This window comes from Rhodospirillales bacterium, assembly GCA_014323865.1.
Lineage (GTDB): Bacteria > Pseudomonadota > Alphaproteobacteria > SP197 > SP197 > SP197.
Window position 1 is genome coordinate 115,657 of the sequence record JACONG010000005.1, and the last position, 16,212, is coordinate 131,868.

General features: G+C 65.0%; 18 protein-coding genes. 5 read left to right on the forward strand and 13 right to left on the reverse strand.

Translation table 11 applies throughout. The features are described from left to right. Positions 1-46: 46 nt before the first annotated feature. Positions 47-802 carry a class I SAM-dependent methyltransferase gene (locus GDA49_02435; protein ID MBC6439270.1) on the reverse strand — a complete coding sequence of 252 codons (756 nt, stop codon included), beginning with the start codon at positions 800-802 and terminating at the stop codon, positions 47-49. Between the two features lie 76 nt (positions 803-878). On the opposite strand from GDA49_02435, the gene GDA49_02440 reads away from it, so the two are divergent. Further along, the gene (locus tag GDA49_02440; GenBank protein MBC6439271.1) at positions 879-1,319 is read left to right on the forward strand and encodes a gamma-glutamyltransferase; all 441 of its coding nucleotides are present in this window, start codon (positions 879-881) and stop codon (positions 1,317-1,319) included. Between the two features lie 49 nt (positions 1,320-1,368). On the opposite strand, the gene GDA49_02445 is transcribed toward GDA49_02440, so the two are convergent. Together GDA49_02445 and GDA49_02450 are read right to left on the reverse strand one after the other, a co-directional pair. Beyond that, entirely contained in the window at positions 1,369-3,537 is a 2,169-nt protein-coding gene (locus GDA49_02445) for a xanthine dehydrogenase family protein molybdopterin-binding subunit (GenBank protein MBC6439272.1), read from the reverse strand. Between the two features lie 2 nt (positions 3,538-3,539). Further along, positions 3,540-4,001 (reverse strand): (2Fe-2S)-binding protein, encoded by a 462-nt coding sequence (locus GDA49_02450; GenBank protein ID MBC6439273.1) that lies wholly within the window; start codon positions 3,999-4,001, stop codon positions 3,540-3,542. Positions 4,002-4,146: 145 nt separating this feature from the next. Between GDA49_02450 and GDA49_02455 the strand changes: the two genes are divergently transcribed. Then, positions 4,147-4,740, forward strand: a complete 594-nt coding sequence (locus tag GDA49_02455) for a TetR/AcrR family transcriptional regulator (protein MBC6439274.1) — start codon at positions 4,147-4,149, stop codon at positions 4,738-4,740. 9 nt (positions 4,741-4,749) lie between these two features. Here the strand turns inward: GDA49_02455 and GDA49_02460 are convergent, their stop codons facing one another. From GDA49_02460 to GDA49_02495, 8 genes are all read right to left on the reverse strand, one after another. After that, positions 4,750-4,998, reverse strand: coding sequence for a hypothetical protein (locus GDA49_02460; GenBank protein MBC6439275.1), 249 nt, complete (start codon positions 4,996-4,998; stop codon positions 4,750-4,752). Beyond that, positions 4,959-5,219: a hypothetical protein gene (locus GDA49_02465; GenBank protein ID MBC6439276.1), complete on the reverse strand. Its 261-nt coding sequence runs from the start codon at positions 5,217-5,219 to the stop codon at positions 4,959-4,961. Before GDA49_02465 ends, GDA49_02460 begins: the two co-directional genes overlap by 40 nt. A 103-nt stretch (positions 5,220-5,322) precedes the next feature. Further along, positions 5,323-5,925, reverse strand: a complete 603-nt coding sequence (locus GDA49_02470; protein ID MBC6439277.1) for a cysteine hydrolase — start codon at positions 5,923-5,925, stop codon at positions 5,323-5,325. Next, positions 5,925-6,971: an ABC transporter ATP-binding protein gene (locus GDA49_02475; protein MBC6439278.1), complete on the reverse strand. Its 1,047-nt coding sequence runs from the start codon at positions 6,969-6,971 to the stop codon at positions 5,925-5,927. The genes GDA49_02470 and GDA49_02475 overlap by 1 nt, the downstream gene beginning before the upstream one ends. Continuing rightward, positions 6,968-7,750, reverse strand: coding sequence for an ABC transporter permease (locus GDA49_02480; protein MBC6439279.1), 783 nt, complete (start codon positions 7,748-7,750; stop codon positions 6,968-6,970). The genes GDA49_02475 and GDA49_02480 overlap by 4 nt, the downstream gene beginning before the upstream one ends. A gap of 14 nt (positions 7,751-7,764) precedes the next feature. Continuing rightward, complete coding sequence (locus GDA49_02485) at positions 7,765-8,628, reverse strand: ABC transporter permease (GenBank protein ID MBC6439280.1); 864 nt, start codon at positions 8,626-8,628, stop codon at positions 7,765-7,767. Between the two features lie 80 nt (positions 8,629-8,708). After that, positions 8,709-9,761, reverse strand: coding sequence for an extracellular solute-binding protein (locus GDA49_02490; GenBank protein MBC6439281.1), 1,053 nt, complete (start codon positions 9,759-9,761; stop codon positions 8,709-8,711). Positions 9,762-10,053: 292 nt separating this feature from the next. Further along, entirely contained in the window at positions 10,054-11,304 is a 1,251-nt protein-coding gene (locus GDA49_02495; GenBank protein ID MBC6439282.1) for a pentapeptide repeat-containing protein, read from the reverse strand. A 322-nt stretch (positions 11,305-11,626) separates the two neighbouring features. Between GDA49_02495 and GDA49_02500 the strand changes: the two genes are divergently transcribed. Next, a complete protein-coding gene (locus tag GDA49_02500) occupies positions 11,627-11,764 on the forward strand; it encodes a hypothetical protein (GenBank protein ID MBC6439283.1) in 138 nt (45 codons plus the stop codon). A gap of 50 nt (positions 11,765-11,814) precedes the next feature. Here GDA49_02500 and GDA49_02505 read toward each other — a convergent pair whose 3' ends face one another. Further along, complete coding sequence (locus GDA49_02505) at positions 11,815-12,171, reverse strand: hypothetical protein (GenBank protein ID MBC6439284.1); 357 nt, start codon at positions 12,169-12,171, stop codon at positions 11,815-11,817. Positions 12,172-12,319: 148 nt separating this feature from the next. Continuing rightward, positions 12,320-14,371 (reverse strand): NADH:flavin oxidoreductase, encoded by a 2,052-nt coding sequence (locus tag GDA49_02510; GenBank protein ID MBC6439285.1) that lies wholly within the window; start codon positions 14,369-14,371, stop codon positions 12,320-12,322. Positions 14,372-14,508: 137 nt separating this feature from the next. On the opposite strand from GDA49_02510, the gene GDA49_02515 reads away from it, so the two are divergent. Both GDA49_02515 and GDA49_02520 read left to right on the forward strand, forming a co-directional pair. After that, a complete protein-coding gene (locus GDA49_02515; protein ID MBC6439286.1) occupies positions 14,509-15,837 on the forward strand; it encodes an FAD-binding oxidoreductase in 1,329 nt (442 codons plus the stop codon). Positions 15,838-15,845: 8 nt separating this feature from the next. Beyond that, positions 15,846-16,208 carry a YkgJ family cysteine cluster protein gene (locus GDA49_02520; GenBank protein MBC6439287.1) on the forward strand — a complete coding sequence of 121 codons (363 nt, stop codon included), beginning with the start codon at positions 15,846-15,848 and terminating at the stop codon, positions 16,206-16,208. The last annotated feature ends 4 nt before the right edge of the window (positions 16,209-16,212 follow it).

Below are 16,212 nucleotides of genomic sequence, written 5' to 3' on the forward strand. Positions count from 1 at the left end.
CGCAAACCTCCTGTGAATCGAGAGGACAAGTCTGGCGCCGGTCGCGTCAGCCGGGCAATCTTGCTGCGAAACGCAGCCTGACGTAGTCAGCGATCCAGTTGCCGTCTTCATCGCACAGGCTGTGACGCAGCAGAGCGACCGTTTCGTCCCGCACGGCCGTGCGATCATCGTGGCTCACAGCGGCGTAGAACGGATTTGCAAAGGTATCGAGCCAGCCTGCCATGCCGGTCGGCAGCGGCGTGAGGCGCGGAATGAGCTCGATCGAGTCAACAGCAAACCCCGCTGCTTCCAGACGGCGGCTGTACTCCGCCGGTGTCGGGTAAAACCAGGGTTGAATACCCTCGACATCGACACCCCGACGCACCAGCACCGCAGCAAGGGCGGTCACGACGGCCGCCACGTTACCGAAGCCGCCGAATTCGCCCACGAACCGGCCGCCGGGCCGAAGTGCGCGGGCCACACCGGCGAGCACGCCATCGGCGTCAGGCACCCAGTGCAACACGGCGTTCGAGAAGACGGCGTCGAACTCGGCAGCGAAGGTCAGCTTTGTCGCGTCCATGACCTGCGCATCAATGCCGAGACCGCAGGCGGCCGTGACCATATCCTGCGAACGGTCGACACCGACGACCTCACAGCCGAAACCGATGAGCTCACGCGTCAGCGTGCCGTTGCCACAGCCGAGATCGAGAATGCGCTCGCCGCACCTGGGTGCCAGTAGATCCAGGACAGGACGGCCCAGGACCGGAACGAAGCCAGCATTGCTCTGATAACCCTCGACGTTCCACGATTGATTTTCACTCACGGCTGTCGCTCCTCATCTTCCGGGCGCCTATCATCGGTCCCGCCCTGCGACAAGGGAGTTCATCATGCCTAAGGCCATGATCACGACCCTGCAGCCCGACGCCATCGAAGCGGGTGCGAAGGTGCTGCGCTCGGGTGGCAATGCTGTCGACGCCGCGCTGACCTGCGCCTTCGTGCAGACCGTTGTCGATCCCATGATGTGCGGAATCGCGGGCTTCGGTGCGATGCTGGTCTGCATGCACGGGCGAGGCACGCACAAGATCATCGACTTTCACGGTCGCGTGCCAGCGGCGGCCACCCCCGACATGTGGCAGGACCGAAGCCTGGGCGAGACCGAGGACGGCTTCGGTTTCCTGCTGGAAGACGCCGTCAACGACCTCGGCCCGGGTTCGGCTTTGCCCGCGAATACGACATCGAACGAAAGTGGCGTGAGACCCGGCTTTACCGCACCGATCTCAACCAACCTGATCCTGGGCTACCTGGCCGAGCACGTGCCCGGTCTGCAGAGAAGTTACTGAAACAGACCGGACGACGGCCGGAGGTCGCCGCCTGGTCTGTTTCGATGGATCAGACGAATTCGATACCTGCGTCCGTCATGGGCAGCGTCGTGACCCAAGTGCCCGTGGCCGCGGCAATCGCGTTGGCGAGCGCCGGACCGGCAGGCGGCGTGCCGGGTTCACCCACACCTGTCGGCGGCTCGGCCGACGGCATGATATGGACCTCGATAACGGGCATGTCGTCTATACGCAGCGGCTCGTAGTCCGGGAAGTTCCACTGATCGACCTCGCCGGACGTGAGCGTGATCTTGTTGCGCATGACGGCACCAAGGCCGTAACCGATGCCGCCTTCCATCTGCGCCCGGACGACATCCGGGTTGACGGCAACCCCGCAGTCGACCGCACAGACCACACGCTCGATCTTGATGCGACCGTCGTGAACACTGACCTCGGCGATCTCCGCGACGTAGCTCTCGAACGACTTGTGGACCGCAACGCCCTGGAAGCGGCCGGCAGCCGGACTGCCCCAGCCAGCATGCCCGGCGGCAAGACCGAGCACACCCGCCAGCCGTTGCTGGTCCCTGGTGCCGTCCGCCAGGAGCTTCAGCCGGAACTCCACGGGGTCGCGGCCGGTCTCGGCGGCAATCCGGTCGATCAGCGTTTCCATCACATAGGCATTCTGGGTGTGTCCCACTGAACGCCACCACAGCACGGGAACCTCGGACTGTGCATCGGTCAGGCCGACCGCGAGAGTCGGAAGGGCGTAGTGCGTATCGGCCAGACCTTCGATCGAGATGTGATCGACGCCATCGCGAACCAAGAACTGTTCAAACACCGTGCCCTTGAGGATCGACTTCACGGCGATCCGATGGTCCCAGCCGGCGATGGTGCCGTCCGTGACACCGATGCGGGCATGGTGAGCCGCCATCGGGCGATAGTAGCCGCCCTTGATATCGTCCTCGCGTGTCCACACCAGCTTCACCGGCGTCGTACCGCCCAAGAGCGCGAATGCCAGCGCCGCCTCGACCTGGTAGTCCGACGTCGGCGTGGCCCGCCGTCCGAACGAGCCACCGGCGAAGACGGTGACGACCTCGACATTGTCCTGATCGAGGCCCAGAACATGGGCCAGTGTCGGCTTGATCCCACCGGGCATCTGACAACCGTCATGGATGCGCACGCCGTTCTCGGTTGGCTCAATGACGCAGTTGAGCGGCTCCATCGGCGCATGGGCGAGGAACGGGAAGCTGTAGGAGGCCTCGATCACGCCGTCGGCCTCACCAATCGCCGCATCAACGTCGGCGGTCGTGATCCCGGCTCGAACCTGATACTCGGGCTCGGCAAGCAGCGCCGTGTGATACGCCGCGAGCTCGTCGGTCGAGCGATTCTCGGCGGCCGATAAATCCCACTCGACCGTGATCATCTCGCGGGCCTGGATCGCGGCCCATGTGTGCTCCGCGTAGACCGCGACACCGCGTCCCTCGGGCAGCGCCTTTGCCTCGATGAAGCCCGGCATACCGTCGGCACCGGACGCATCGAAGGACACCAGCCTGCCGCCGAAGCGCGGCGCACGCAGGATTGTTACATAGACCATGCCGTCGATCGTGACATCGATCGCGAAAGTCGCCGTGCCGTCGGTCTTCGAGGCCGAGTCCTTGCGCGACAGGTCCTCGCGTCCGATCAAGCGGAACTGCGAGGGATCCTTGACGGCGGGATTCTGGGGTGGGGTCAGCGTGCTGGCGAGCTTGACCATCTCGCCGAAGTCGGCGCTGATGTCGCCGGACCTGATGATGCCGCGCTCGACCGAGATCGAGGAGGCCGGCACGCTCCAGGTCCGGGCGGCCGCTTCGACCAGAAGGTGACGCGCCGCCGCACCGGCCTGCCGGTACTGCATGTAGCTGTTGGCGATCGCAGTCGACCCGCCGGTACCCTGCATGCCGTAGAACAGATTCTTGTAACGGACGTCATCAGCCGGCGCGAAATCGATCGCGATCTTGTCCCAATCGGCGTCGAGCTCTTCGGCGACAAGCGTGGTCAGGCCGGTCGAGGTGCCCTGGCCCATCTCGAAGTGCTTGAGAACGACCTCGACGGTGCCGTCGCCGCTGATCCGGACGAAGGGATTGATCTCGGCCCGGGTATCGCCGGCGGCGAGGGCACCGTCACTGCGCAGGCCGACGACCATCATGGAGGCCGCAGCTGCGGTGCCGCCCAGGAAGGCGCGTCGTGATGTCTGGAGAGTCATGTTCAGGCCTCCATGATGTCAGCGGCGCGGTGGATCGCTGCGCGGATGCGGACATAGGTCGCACAGCGACAGGCGTTGCCTGCCATCGCCGCATCAATGTCGTCGTCTGTGGGCTTCGGGTTGTTCGCCAGAAGATCAATCGCCTGCATGATCTGGCCCGACTGGCAGTAACCGCACTGCACCACATCCAGCTCGCGCCAGGCAGCTCGCACGGCCTCGGAGGCCTTGCCGGCGGCCCCTTCGATCGTCGTGACCTCGGCCCCTTCGACGTCCTCGACCCAGAGCGAACAGGAGCGCATCGGGAAGCCGTCGACATGCACGGTGCAGGCGCCGCAGGAGGCGACCCCGCACCCGAACTTGGTACCGGTGAGCCCGAGCTCGTCGCGCAGAACCCACAACAACGGCGTGCCATACGGTGCATTGACCGTCACGGGCTCGCCGTTGACATTCAGGTTGATGGCCATGATGTGTCCCTCGTTGTTCGGCGGAAACGGACCATGAGATGTTGTGAACTACACCGTATAGTAACCACATGGAACGAGAGGAGTAAACTCACAAGTTTACGACCTGTTTCTTTCTGGATACGGTCCGGCTGCGGTGGAGGATCAAATGAGCCTGATCGAAGGCAAACACGCACAGATCATCGAGGCTGCGGTGACCGAGTTCACCGAGCACGGCTTCCGGGGCACCAGCATGGACCGTGTCGCCGCGCGCGCCGATGTCTCCAAACGCACAGTCTACAACCACTTCGAATCCAAGGAGGGCCTGTTCCGCGCGATCCTCGAGATTTTGTCGACCGAGGTGAACCAGGTGCTCGACATCACCTACGACCCTTCGCGACCCGTGCGCGATCAGTTGCTCGATCTCGGCGGCGCCGAAGGGGGCCTGCTGACCAACCCGGATTTCATGCGCCTTGCTCGCCTGGTGATGGGCGAGACCATGCGCGATCCGGCGCTGGCCGCGGAAATGAATGCCAGGATGATGCACATCACGGTGTTCAACGCGTTCATGACCGCCGCCAGGGACGACGGCACGCTGGCCATCGACGACATTCCGCGTGCCACGGAGCAGTTCCTGGGCCTGATCAAATCCCAGGCCTTCTGGCCGATGATCTACTCGGGCCAGGTCGTCACGCCCGACGAGATGGACCGCATCATCAGGACCAGCGTCGACATGTTCCTGGGGGAATACGGCACCCCGTAGCCGATCGGCTCAGTCGGCGAGCCGGCAGGTCAACTGCCCGTCGGCACCCGGCGGCAGATCGAAGCCAGGCATCTCCGGACTCAACCGCGTCAGCGCCACGCCATCGAGGGCCGCACTGACCAGCCTCTCTGGTGCCACATCCGGAAACGCGATGCGCGATGCCTGTTCCTGCGGCGGCAGTATGACGCCCCGGTGGTCCGGTGAGAGGTCGAGGTGGGTCAGGCGACCCCATGGCCGTGGTCTCCATCGGTCAAACATCGTCGCGTGCTGGTTGCGGTCCAGCCCTGCCAGGGGTTCATATCGCTGATCTCGGCGACGGCGACCGCTGCCATTGAGCGCCCCCCAGTGCAGAAGAAGTCGGTAACAGGCTGGTCGGCGGCACGGCCCGTCGTGGCGGAAAAGTTCTCACCGCAGATGCGCTCGTCGCACGAGTTCTGCATGAAGAGCGCATGGCCGCGCTCGACAAGGTCCGTCGCCACCGATGTCGAAGCCGTAGCGGCGCAGGGCCATGTGGACAACGAAGTTGAGCGGCTGCCAGACGCGCCCGCGCCAATATCGGATGCAGAGCGGACGCGGCCTTTGTCACGCAGCGGTCCAGGCGGCGATCACCTCATCGGTCGTGCCGATCTCGATCTGGTCCTCGAAACGCCGATAGATGTGCGCCATGGTCGCTTCGTGCGACGCCGGGTTCGAGCCGTGACAGGCGTCCGACACGACGACGACCCGATAGCCGCGGTCCATCGCCGACATGACCGTTGCAAGCACGCAGACGTCGGTTTCGACACCGGTACAGACAACGGTGGCGCAACCCATCTCATCAAGTGTCGCGCAAAACGCCGGGCTCCGGAACGCCGAATAAGTCGGCTTGTCGGCCACGCGGGCGGGCGGAATGACATGGCGGAACGCCGCCATGACATCGATGATCGCGGGGTCCATCCCGGACGTCGTGACCGATGACCAGCGGCGGTAGTAGCCCTTCCAGTGGCCTTTGGCGTCCTCGGGTCTCTCGGGTGTCGTGAAGCGGGTGAAGACCGTGCGGTCGGGCCGGTGCTCGGCAAGCCTGAGGATGTTCGGCACGATCCCGGGAATCGACGGCGTGTGCCAGGCCGTATCGCCGGCGAAGAGATCCTGCATGTCGACACAAACGTGAACGGCATCGGCGCCGATCGGATTGACCTCCTGCATCAGTCCTCCACGACAACCGTGTGCGCGGGCGACCAATCAACGACAACCTCGTCGCCCGGCTCCATCATGCTTTCGCCGGCGTTCTGCCGGAACGTGCGAATGGGCCCGGCAGCCGTATCGACGATGTAAGTCACGCTGGTGCCAGAGAAGACCCGTTGCTTCACCGTGCCCGCAATCCGGTTGCCGTCCTGCGGGCTGCCAGGCCTGGCAAGACGCATCTTTTCCGGGCGCACCGCCAGGGTGGCCGGCCCCCCCTGCAACGCGGATGTCGTCGCGACCGGGCCGACACCGTCGACGATCACGCCGGAGCCCTCGACGGGTCCGCTGAGAAAGTTGGCGTCGCCCAGGAAGCTCGCCGCGAAGCGGGTCCGGGGATGCTCGTAGATCTCGCCCGGAGCGCCGACCTGAACGAACTGACCCTCGTTGATGATGGCGATGCGATCGCTCAGCGTGAGCGCTTCCTCCTGATCGTGCGTCACGAAGATCGCCGTGATTCCCACCGCGCGCTGGATTTGCCTGAGCTCGATCTGCATCGCCTGGCGCAGGCGCTTGTCGAGTGCGCCGAGGGGTTCATCAAGCAGCAGAACACGCGGTTCGGTCACCAGAGCCCTGGCAAGCGCAACACGCTGCTGCTGACCGCCCGAGAGCTGGCGCGGCTTGCGCTGATCGAGGCCGGAGAGCTGCACAAGGTCGAGAAGGTTGTGGACCTTCTCACGCGCCTCGGCTTTCGACGTGCGACGAACCGAGAGCCCAAAGGCCACGTTGTCGAACACGGTCATGTGCGGGAACAGCGCATAGTTCTGGAACACCATGCCCAGATTGCGCTTGTGGGCCGGGATGTGGGCGACATCGGTGCCATCGATCAGGATTTCGCCCTCTTCGGGCTCCACGAACCCGGCGATGGCGCGCAACAGTGTGGTCTTGCCGCTGCCGCTGGGCCCCAGGAGCGCAAAGAACGCCCCGTCGGGGAAGTCGAGCGACACGTTGCGCAGCGCCAGAACATCGCCGTAGCGCTTCGTGACGTTGCGGGCGGAGACGGCACTCATCGTTCACCTCCGAACTTCGAGAGCCGCGCGAAGATCAGCAGCACGGTCATCGAGACCACGATCATGATGGTCGAAATCGCATTCACCTCCGGCGTGAATCCCTTGCGTATGGCCGAGAAGATCTCCACCGGCAGCACCGGGACACCCGGTGGCGCGAGGAAGTAGGAGATCACGAACTGGTCGAACGATACCGCAAAGGCGAAGAGCGAGGCGGCGACGATGCCCGGCGCCATGACCGGCACCGAGACCCGCAGGAAGGTCTGCAACGGTGTTGCGCCCAGGCTTGCAGCGGCCTCCTCAAGCTCCGGACCGAAGCTCGCCAGCCGTGCGCCGACGACGATGATGACATAGGGCAGCGACAACGCCACGTGACCCAGCAGCATGGCGTGGAGGCCGCGCCCGATTCCGGTCCAGAAGAACATCACCAGCATCGCCGTGCCGATGATCAGCCAGGGGATGGTGATCGGCGGGAACAGCAGAAGCTGCATGATCGTCCTGCCGCGGAAGGTGAAGCGCCCGAAGGCGAAGGCCGCCATGGTGCCCAGCGTCGTCGCAATCACGGTGTTGGCGAGCGCGATCATCACCGAGTTGAAGCTGGCGTCGAGCAGCCGATCGTTGCTCGCCAGATCCTCGTACCAGCGTGTCGTGAAAGCAAACGGCAGCTCGTAGTGGACCGAGTCGTTGAAGCCCATCAGGGCGAGCACGAAGATCGGCGTGTAGAGGAAGATCAGCACCAGCGCCAGGAACACCCGGCCCGCACCGTCGCCGATCCGGCGCATGACACGATGGCCGCTCATGTCGTCCTCATGTGCCGGCGCAGGACGGGTGCGGAGAGCGCGAGGATCAGGAGCACGATCGCGAGCAGGATGAACGAGAGTGCGCCACCAAGCGGCCAGTTCGAGACCACGGTGAACTGTTCCTCGATCACCGTGCCGATCATCGCACCCTTCGGGCCGCCCAGCAGGCGCGGCTCGAAGAAGGAGCCGATCACCGGGACGAAGATCAGCACCGACCCCGCTGCGATCCCGGGAATGGCCAGCGGCAGAACGATCCGCCAGATCACCGTGTGCGCCCGCGCACCGAGACTCCGGGCCGCCTCGATCACCGAGTCGTCAATCGCCTGGAGCGAGAGGTAGCAGGTGAGAATCATGTAGGGCAGGTACGAATGCACCAGCCCGACGATGATGGCTTCGTAGCTGTCGGTCAGGTCGATCCTGGGCAGCCCGGGCAGGATCAGATGCACAGCCCAGTCGAGCGCACCGTCGGGCCGCAGGACGATGGTCCAGGAGAACACACGCACCAATGCGTTCGACCAGAACGGCAACACGACCAGCAGGAAGAGCGCCTCGCGCCAGCGTCCCTCGATCCGTCTGGCCAGCACATAGGCCGCGGGGAAGCCTACAAGCGCGCAGATCGCCGTGACGTGAAAACCCATTTCCAGGGAACGCCAGGTCAGCGTCTGCAGGTAGTCCTTCCCGAAGAACTCCCGGTAGTTCCCAAGCGTCCAGAAACGCTCGGCCGTGCCGAACGGCCCCCGCGTCTGGAAGCTGAAATAGAGCATGGCCGAGAGCGGCAGGAAGATCGTGACGGTCAGCCACAGATAGGCCGGCGCCGTCAGCCCCGCGATCGCCCATCGCCTGCGCGCCTCAACCCGCATGGCATTCCGCTCGCACCAGCCTGGCAGACAACGCCCCGCTGCCGGCGGTCCGGCGGCGGAGCGTGAAGCCGTTCATCCGATCACTCGGCGTAGTAGGCCTTGGTCTCCGACCAGATTTCCAGGAAGGTCTCGCGCGTCCTGTCCGACAGCGGAGCCATGAACTGAAGATTGGCGGTGGCCGCCGGATTGCCGAGAATCCGGCGGTTGAATGCCGTCACCGGAAGGGCATTCATCACGGCCGCATTGGCGGACGCCGGCGCACCGGCCTCCGTATCCCAGCGCAGATAGTGGTAGCTGCTCACCATGAAGTCGATGAACTGCAGAGCGCCCTCGGGATTGGGCGCGTCGGCCGCGAGCGACAGGCCGTCAAGCCAGGCGATCGCGCCCTCGGCGGGGATCAGGTAGCCGACCGGCAGACCGAACGCCTTGGCGCTGCGCGAGGCCGAACCCGACCAGTAGACCGAGACATCGAAGCTGTCGGCGGCGAACTCCTTGTTCCACTCGTCTTCCGACGACCAGAAGGTCTTGATCTGGGGCTTGAGCGCCCGGAGCTTCTCGCGGATGGCATCGAGATCCTGCGGGTTGTTCATGTTCTGGCCGGTCGCCAGCGCGGCGAGGTAGACGTTCTCGACCGCGTCGTCGCGCAGGGCGATGTTCCCGGCATAGGCGGGATCCCAGAGGATATCGATCGTGCCCGTGGGCTCGACCTCCTCGTCGTCGTAGGCGATCGAGGTCAGGCCCCAGGTCCAGGCCACGCCGTAGAGATTGCCGCTGAGCCTGAACTCGGCCGCATCGCGCAGGCCCGGCGCCAGATCGGCGAAGTTGGAGATCGCGGCGGGGTCGATCGGCTGGATCAGGCCTTCGTCCGCAGCCTGCTGCGTGTAGGCGCTGTTGATCAGCACAACGTCATAGGCACCCGGATTGGTGCGCAGCTTGGTGAGCATCTCCTGCTCGGAGTTGAAGTGGTCGTGCACCACCGTGTTGCCGGTGTCCTGCTCGAAGAACGCAACGGCCCAAGCCTCGTCCGTGCCGTAGCCCTGCCAGTTGAGCACCCGAACCTCGGCGGCGGCGGCCTGGCCTGCGACGAGCGTCGCTGCCAGCGCGGCGGACGCAAAAAAGCCGGTCTTGCGCATGAAACTTTCTCCCCATGGGTCCTGTCCGGACACACGACGGCGTTCCGGTTGGCAGAACGCTGGCATGGCCCCCCGCCTTGAGTCAACGCGACGGCGCGGCGTTCCCGGCCCCGCGGGAAGGCCATAAGCCGAACCTCCACGAGGGGGCTGGAGCCTATCCCGTTCGGAGCGAACCGATCCGAACGGGTGACGATGCCCTGAGTCTTTGGATGCAGAGCGGAACTGCTCCGATACCCCTCCAAAACGATGCTCATGGACAATCGCTCTCCGCCGGACCACGGTCCGCAAGCGGTCAAGACGCCGGCTTCAATCGCCACACGTCGTCCTCGCCCTTCTCGAACGGCCAAACCAGGCCCTCCGGCAGGCTCTCCGGCGGCGGCGAGGGCCGGGCGCTGCGCAGCTCCTCCTTCGTCAGACCGGTCACGCCGGAGAGGGTCGCTTTGGTGAGATCCGCTCCACCGAGGTGCGGGCCGGAGAGGTTCGCGCCGTAGAGGTTCGCGCCGTAGAGGTTCGCGCCGGAGAGGTCCGCGTCGGTGAGGTTCGCGCCTAAGAGGTCCGCGCCGGAGAGGTTCGCGTCGGTGAGGTTCGCGCCGGAGAGGTTCGCGTCTCTAAGGTCCGCGCGGGAGAGGTCCGCGCGGGAGAGGTCCGCGCGGGAGAGGTCCGCGCGGGAGAGGTCCGCGTCTCTAAGGTTTGCGCCTCTAAGGTTTGCGCCTCTAAGGTCCGCGCGGGAGAGGTCCGCGTCTCTAAGGTTTGCGCCTCTAAGGTTTGCGCCTCTAAGGTCCGCGCCTCTAAGGTCCGCGCCGGAGAGGTCCGCGCCGGAGAGGTCCGCGCCGGAGAGGTCCGCGCCGGAGAGGTCCGCGCCGGAGAGGTGCGTGCCAGAAAGATCGGGCTTCCAGGAAACTTCGATACCAGTCAATCTGCCTTGATCGGACAGAAGCCTTCGGCATTTCCCCACCGCCCTTGCCGCCGCTTTGACATCCGTCGGGCACCGTTGTTCCGCGTGTTTCGAGACTGTTGCATCGTCGGCGCTATCGACCGCCTTTGCCGCCGCGGGCTCGGTCGGGTGCTTTACGAACGCGCAAAGCAGCTGCATGATCTGAACGTGATAGTTTTTGGGGTGTTCTCGAGCCAGCCGCTCCAGTGCGTAGATGCCGCCCATGCGAGTGGCCGGCGTGGCACTGCCCAGCATGTCCGCGCCCTTCTGGTAGCGCTCGTTCCGAAGGCCGCGCTCGGAGGTTTCCGCCTGTCTGTGAGCGACGACACTCCGCAATACGGCCAGCGGCAGGCCGATGAAAGCCGCAAGGAGGGCTCCAAGCGCTAGCGCCAGGTTGCGCAGGGTCTCGCTGTTGGATGGGGTTTTTTCATGTGCCCAACCCCACAACCAGTGTGCCGAACCCCACAACCAGTCCCAGTACCACACCACCAGAATGACCAGCACCACCGACAGAAACAGTGCCACAAAAGACCACTTGAGCCATACCTGCAGCCGACGCCAACCGCCCCAGCCCTGAAGCTTGCCCCAAAGGTTCCGAAGTCTCGTCATCCTGTCACCGTCCCTCTCCACCGGACCGTGATCCGCTGCACAAGGCGCGACCGGCAAGCCCCTTGCGAAGACCATCTCCCGAAGGCTCAGGGGCCGGACGGGGACCGGAGTGCGGGAACACGCCGAACCGAGCCCCGAACCGTGAGAGCGGCCTGCCACGAACGAGACCGGTCAAGCGCCGGCCGTCCCGCCGCATCGCACGAGGCGGGGCCAGAATCCATGGGAAACGCCCCTCTTGTCCATACCTGAAACCGAAGGTGGGGGCTTCGCCCCCCTGAAGGCCGGCGCGCCTCTCGCGCCCTGAATCGGCGGCAAACGCGGCATGGTCAAGCGCATCGAAGCCGCAGGATTGAGCGTCATCCTGACCCTGCCGTTCGGGCGCGGCTCCATCCGCACCGGTCGACCGATGCCGTCTGCTATCTGCTCGACGACAGCGGCCGATCGATCAGCGGTGCCGTGATGACCGTGACGGGAGGACTGCTCAGGGGGCGTTGAATCGCTTCTGTTCGATCAGGACTTGCCGGTTGACTCACCTGGGACAAACACAACGCGCCGCGTCCGTTTGCCTCTGAACTCATCCATGTCCAAGTCAACCAACAGGTATGAGTAGATCTTTGCCGAGTCCACATCGGCCTTGTCGGGATTGTCCCACCCGAGATCCGAATGGAGATCCTTCGTCATAATGTACCCGAATCGCTTCAACCTCTCGTCTGCAAGCCTCCTGATTTCGTCATAACTATGGAGCTTTCCGTGGACCTTCCCAACGGAACGAACTGCCTTTTCGAATTGTTCTCGCGTGGTGTTTCGGTCCCGGTAGTTGTTCGAGAACACGAAGTCCTCACCCTCAATTTGAATCGGTTCTCTCATTTGATCTGTTCTCCCAGGGGGCTCGACATGCTTCCCTCCGATATCATATCGCGATTTTGTCTGCGATATCATGATTCATACCAATCGGCATCGACGGTGACCACACCCTCGCGGTCGCCATATAGATGACACGGTGGAACGATCGGCCCTACATCACCCGCACGAACCGCATGGCGTCATAGACAGCGGCGTGGATGTTGCGGCTTTCAACGGCGTCGCCCAGGCGGAAGAGCTGGAAGCGGCCGTCCGGGTTGGTCTCCAGCGTCTGCGACCGGAAGGCGATCAGGGCGTCATAGTCGACCGCACCCAGGTTGACCGACTGCGGCCTGAGCGCAAAGTAGAGGTCGTCGAGCGGCAGGGTGGCGTGTTCGACAACGACCTGGTCGACCAGACGTTCGCCCACCGTGCTTTCGGTGAACGCGCTGTAGAGCGTGGCGCGCAGCTTGTTGCCTTCACGGGTGACGTGGCTGACGCGCGTGTTGATCGTGATCGTGACGCCGTGGGTCTGGAAGAACTCGGCATAGGGCGCATGGGTCAGCGCGCCGAGTTCCGGAGCGAAGGTGCGTTCGGGCGAGATGATCTCGACCCTGGCACCCGACTTTGCCGCGAGCCAGGCGGCCTGCATGCCCGGCTGGTGGCCGTTGTCGTCGAACACCAGAACGTCCCCGGCAGGCGCGACATCGCCCGAGAGCAGGTCCCAGGAACTGATGGCGAGGTCGGCACCCTCCTCCAGAATCTCCTTGTTGGGCAGGCCACCGGTGCAGATCAGGACCACATCGGGCTGCTCGGCCAGAACGTCATCAGCCTCGGCATAGGTGTTGCAGCGCATGTCGACGCCGAGCTTCTCGAGCCGGGCGGCGCGCCAGTCGACCACACCGATGATGTCCTTGCGGTTCTCGGTGCGGGCGGCGAGCCGGACCTGGCCGCCGGGCCGGTCGGCCGCCTCGAAGACGGTCACGTCGTGGCCACGCTCGCCGGCGACCCGCGCCGCTTCGAGACCCGCCGGGCCGGCACCGACGACGACAATCTTCCTCGTCGGCCCGTCGCTCGGCGTCACAAGCTGCGGCATCTCGGCCTCGCGACCGGTCGCGGGGTTGTGGACGCAGAGCGCGCCGGTGCCTGCGTAGACACTTTCGAGGCAATAGGTCGCGCCGACGCAGGGGCGGATCTCCTCCTCCCGGCCCGCGGCGATCTTGTTGACGATGTGGGGGTCGGCGATGTGCGCGCGCGTCATGCCGACCATGTCGAGCTTGCCCTCGGCGACGGCATGCCGGGCGGTCGCGACATCGGCGATCCTGTTGGCGTGGAAGATCGGGAACCTCGTATCGGCCTTGACCTCGCCCGCGAAGTCGAGATGGGGCGACAAACGCATGCCGGCGACGGGAATGATGTCGGTCAGCGAACGGTCGTGGTCGATGTGGCCCTTGATCACGTTGATGAAGTCGATCTTGCCGGAGTCGATGAAGCGCCGGGCGATCTCCAGGCCTTCATGACGGTCGAAACCCTTCTGCCAGTTCTCGTCGAGCGACATGCGTGTGCCGACGATGAAGTCCGGGCCGACGTTGGCCCGCACGCTCTCCATCACGGCCAGAGCGAACCTGATACGGTTCTCCAGGCTGCCGCCCCATTCGTCGTCGCGCCTGTTGGTGGCGGGCGAGAAGAACTGGTCCATCAGGTGGCCGTAGGACTCGAACTCGATGCCGTCCATGCCCGCTTCCTTCATGCGGGCCGCGGCGGTGCCGTAGTCGGCGATGACACGCTCGATGTCCCAGTCTTCCATCTCCTTCGGGAAGGCGCGATGGGCCGGCTCGCGCACCATCGAGGGTGCCAGCGTGGGCAGCCAGGCCTCCTTGTTCCAGTTGGTGCGGCGGCCGAGGTGGGTGATCTGGATCATCACCGCCGCGCCATGCTCGTGGCAGGCGTCGGTCAGGCGCCGGAGCGGGGCGACGATCTCGTCCTTCCAGGCCTGCATGTTCATGAAAGCCTGTGCCGAGTCCCGGGAGACCACGGTGGAGCCCGCGATCATGGTCATCGCGATGCCGCCCTTCGCCTTCTCCTCGTGGTAACGGATGTAGCGCTCGCCGGGCAGCCCGTCCTCGGTGTAGCCCGGCTCATGCGCGGTCGACATGATCCTGTTCCTCAGCGTCAGGTGCTTGAGACGATAGGGCTGCAGCAGCGGATCGGTGGCCGGATCGTACATGGAAACCTGTCCTTCCAGAGACGGCGGCAAGACTCGCCCGCCCGCCCGTGGATTGCAAGGCGGTGCCGTGCCAAGGCGCGGCGCGTCGTGATAGGAAGGGCGGTCTTGCCATAGGGGACGAGCCAAAGGGTACGACGATGACCGAGGCAACGACCGTCAACATCCTTCCGCGTGACGACAACACCAACGGCTGGAGCCGCATCCTGCCCGCACGCACGCCCAAGCCGTCGCTCAAGGGCGATGTCAGGGCCGACTGGGTCGTGCTCGGCGCGGGCTGGGCCGGCATGGCCGCCGCCCGCCGCCTGGCCGGGAACCGACCCGACGACAGCATCATCCTGGTCGAGGCGGGCGAGGTCGGCGAGAACGCCTCGGGTCGCAATTCGGGCTTCGCCATCGACCTGCCGCACAATGTCGGCAGCTCGCTGGAAGAACTCGAAGGCAGCCACCGCTTCATGGCGCTGGCGCGCGCCGCAATCGATCACCTTGAGGCCTCGGTCAACACCTTCGGGATCGACTGCAACTGGAGCCGGCAGGGCAAGTACCACTGCTCGCACTCGGCGCGCGGCAAGCGCGAGATCCTTGAACCGTTTGCCAGGGAACTGGACGCCCTCGGCGAGCCCTGTCGCTGGCTCGACGCAAGGGAACTGCAGGGCGAGGTCGGCACGCCCTACTACCACGCGGCGGTCTACACGCCGGGCTGCGTGCTGATGAATCCGGCGGCGCTGTGCCGTGGCCTGGGCGACACCATGCCCGAGAACGTCACGCTCCATGAGAATACGCCGGTCACCCGGCTGGAGCGGGAAAACGGCATCCGTCTCACGACGCCGGAGGGATCGGTCCACGCCCCGCGCATGATGCTGACGACCAACGGTTTCGCCGAACAGTTCGGCTTTTTCTCCGACAAGCTGATCCCGATCGCCGCACACGCCAGCCTGACCCGCCCGCTGACGGCCAGCGAACGCCGGGCACTCGGCGGCAACGACGACTGGGGCATCACGCCCGCCAACGCGATCGCCGGTGTGACCATGCGGTTCACCCAGGATCACCGCATCCTGATCCGCCACGGCTTCCACTACACACCGTCCTTTCGCATCGCCGACCGGCAGTTGCGCGACGCTGTCGAGCATCACACGCGCTGCTTCGCCGACCGCTTCCCGATGCTGCCCGACGTCACTTTCGATCACTCGTGGTCGGGCTTCGTCTGCATGTCACGCAACAGCGCGCCGGGCTTTGGCAAGGTCGCGTCCAACGTCTGGGCGTCGGTCTGCCAGAACGCCGTCGGTGTCACCAAGGGCACGATCGGCGGGCTGCTCGCCGCCGATATGGCGTGCGAGCGCGAGAACGAACTGATCGGCTTCATGCAAAGCCTGGGCGAACCCGATCCCCTGCCCCACAAGGCACTGCTGAAGATCGGCGTACCCGCGCGCATCGCTTGGGACATCTTCACCAACCGTCACGAAAAGTAAGGGTCCCGATGGCCAGGTACAACTGCAACAAATGTCCGGCCTATTGCTGTTCCTATGCACGGATCATCGTGACCGATGAGGACATCGCCAGGCTCGCAGACCATCACGACATCTCGCCCGGGACGGCGCGCAAGCGTTTCACCAGGAAGGGCGAGGAAAAGGGCGAGCGCATCCTGCGCCACCGGGACGACGAGCACTTCACGACGATCTGCGCCTTCATCGATCCCGAGACGCGCAACTGCACGGTCTACGAGGCACGCCCGGCGATCTGCCGGGAGTTCCCCGGCGCGGGCCGCTGCGGCTACTACGACTTCCTGACCTTCGAACGCGACGCCCAGGACGACCCCGACTGGATCGCCACGACGGGGTAGTCAG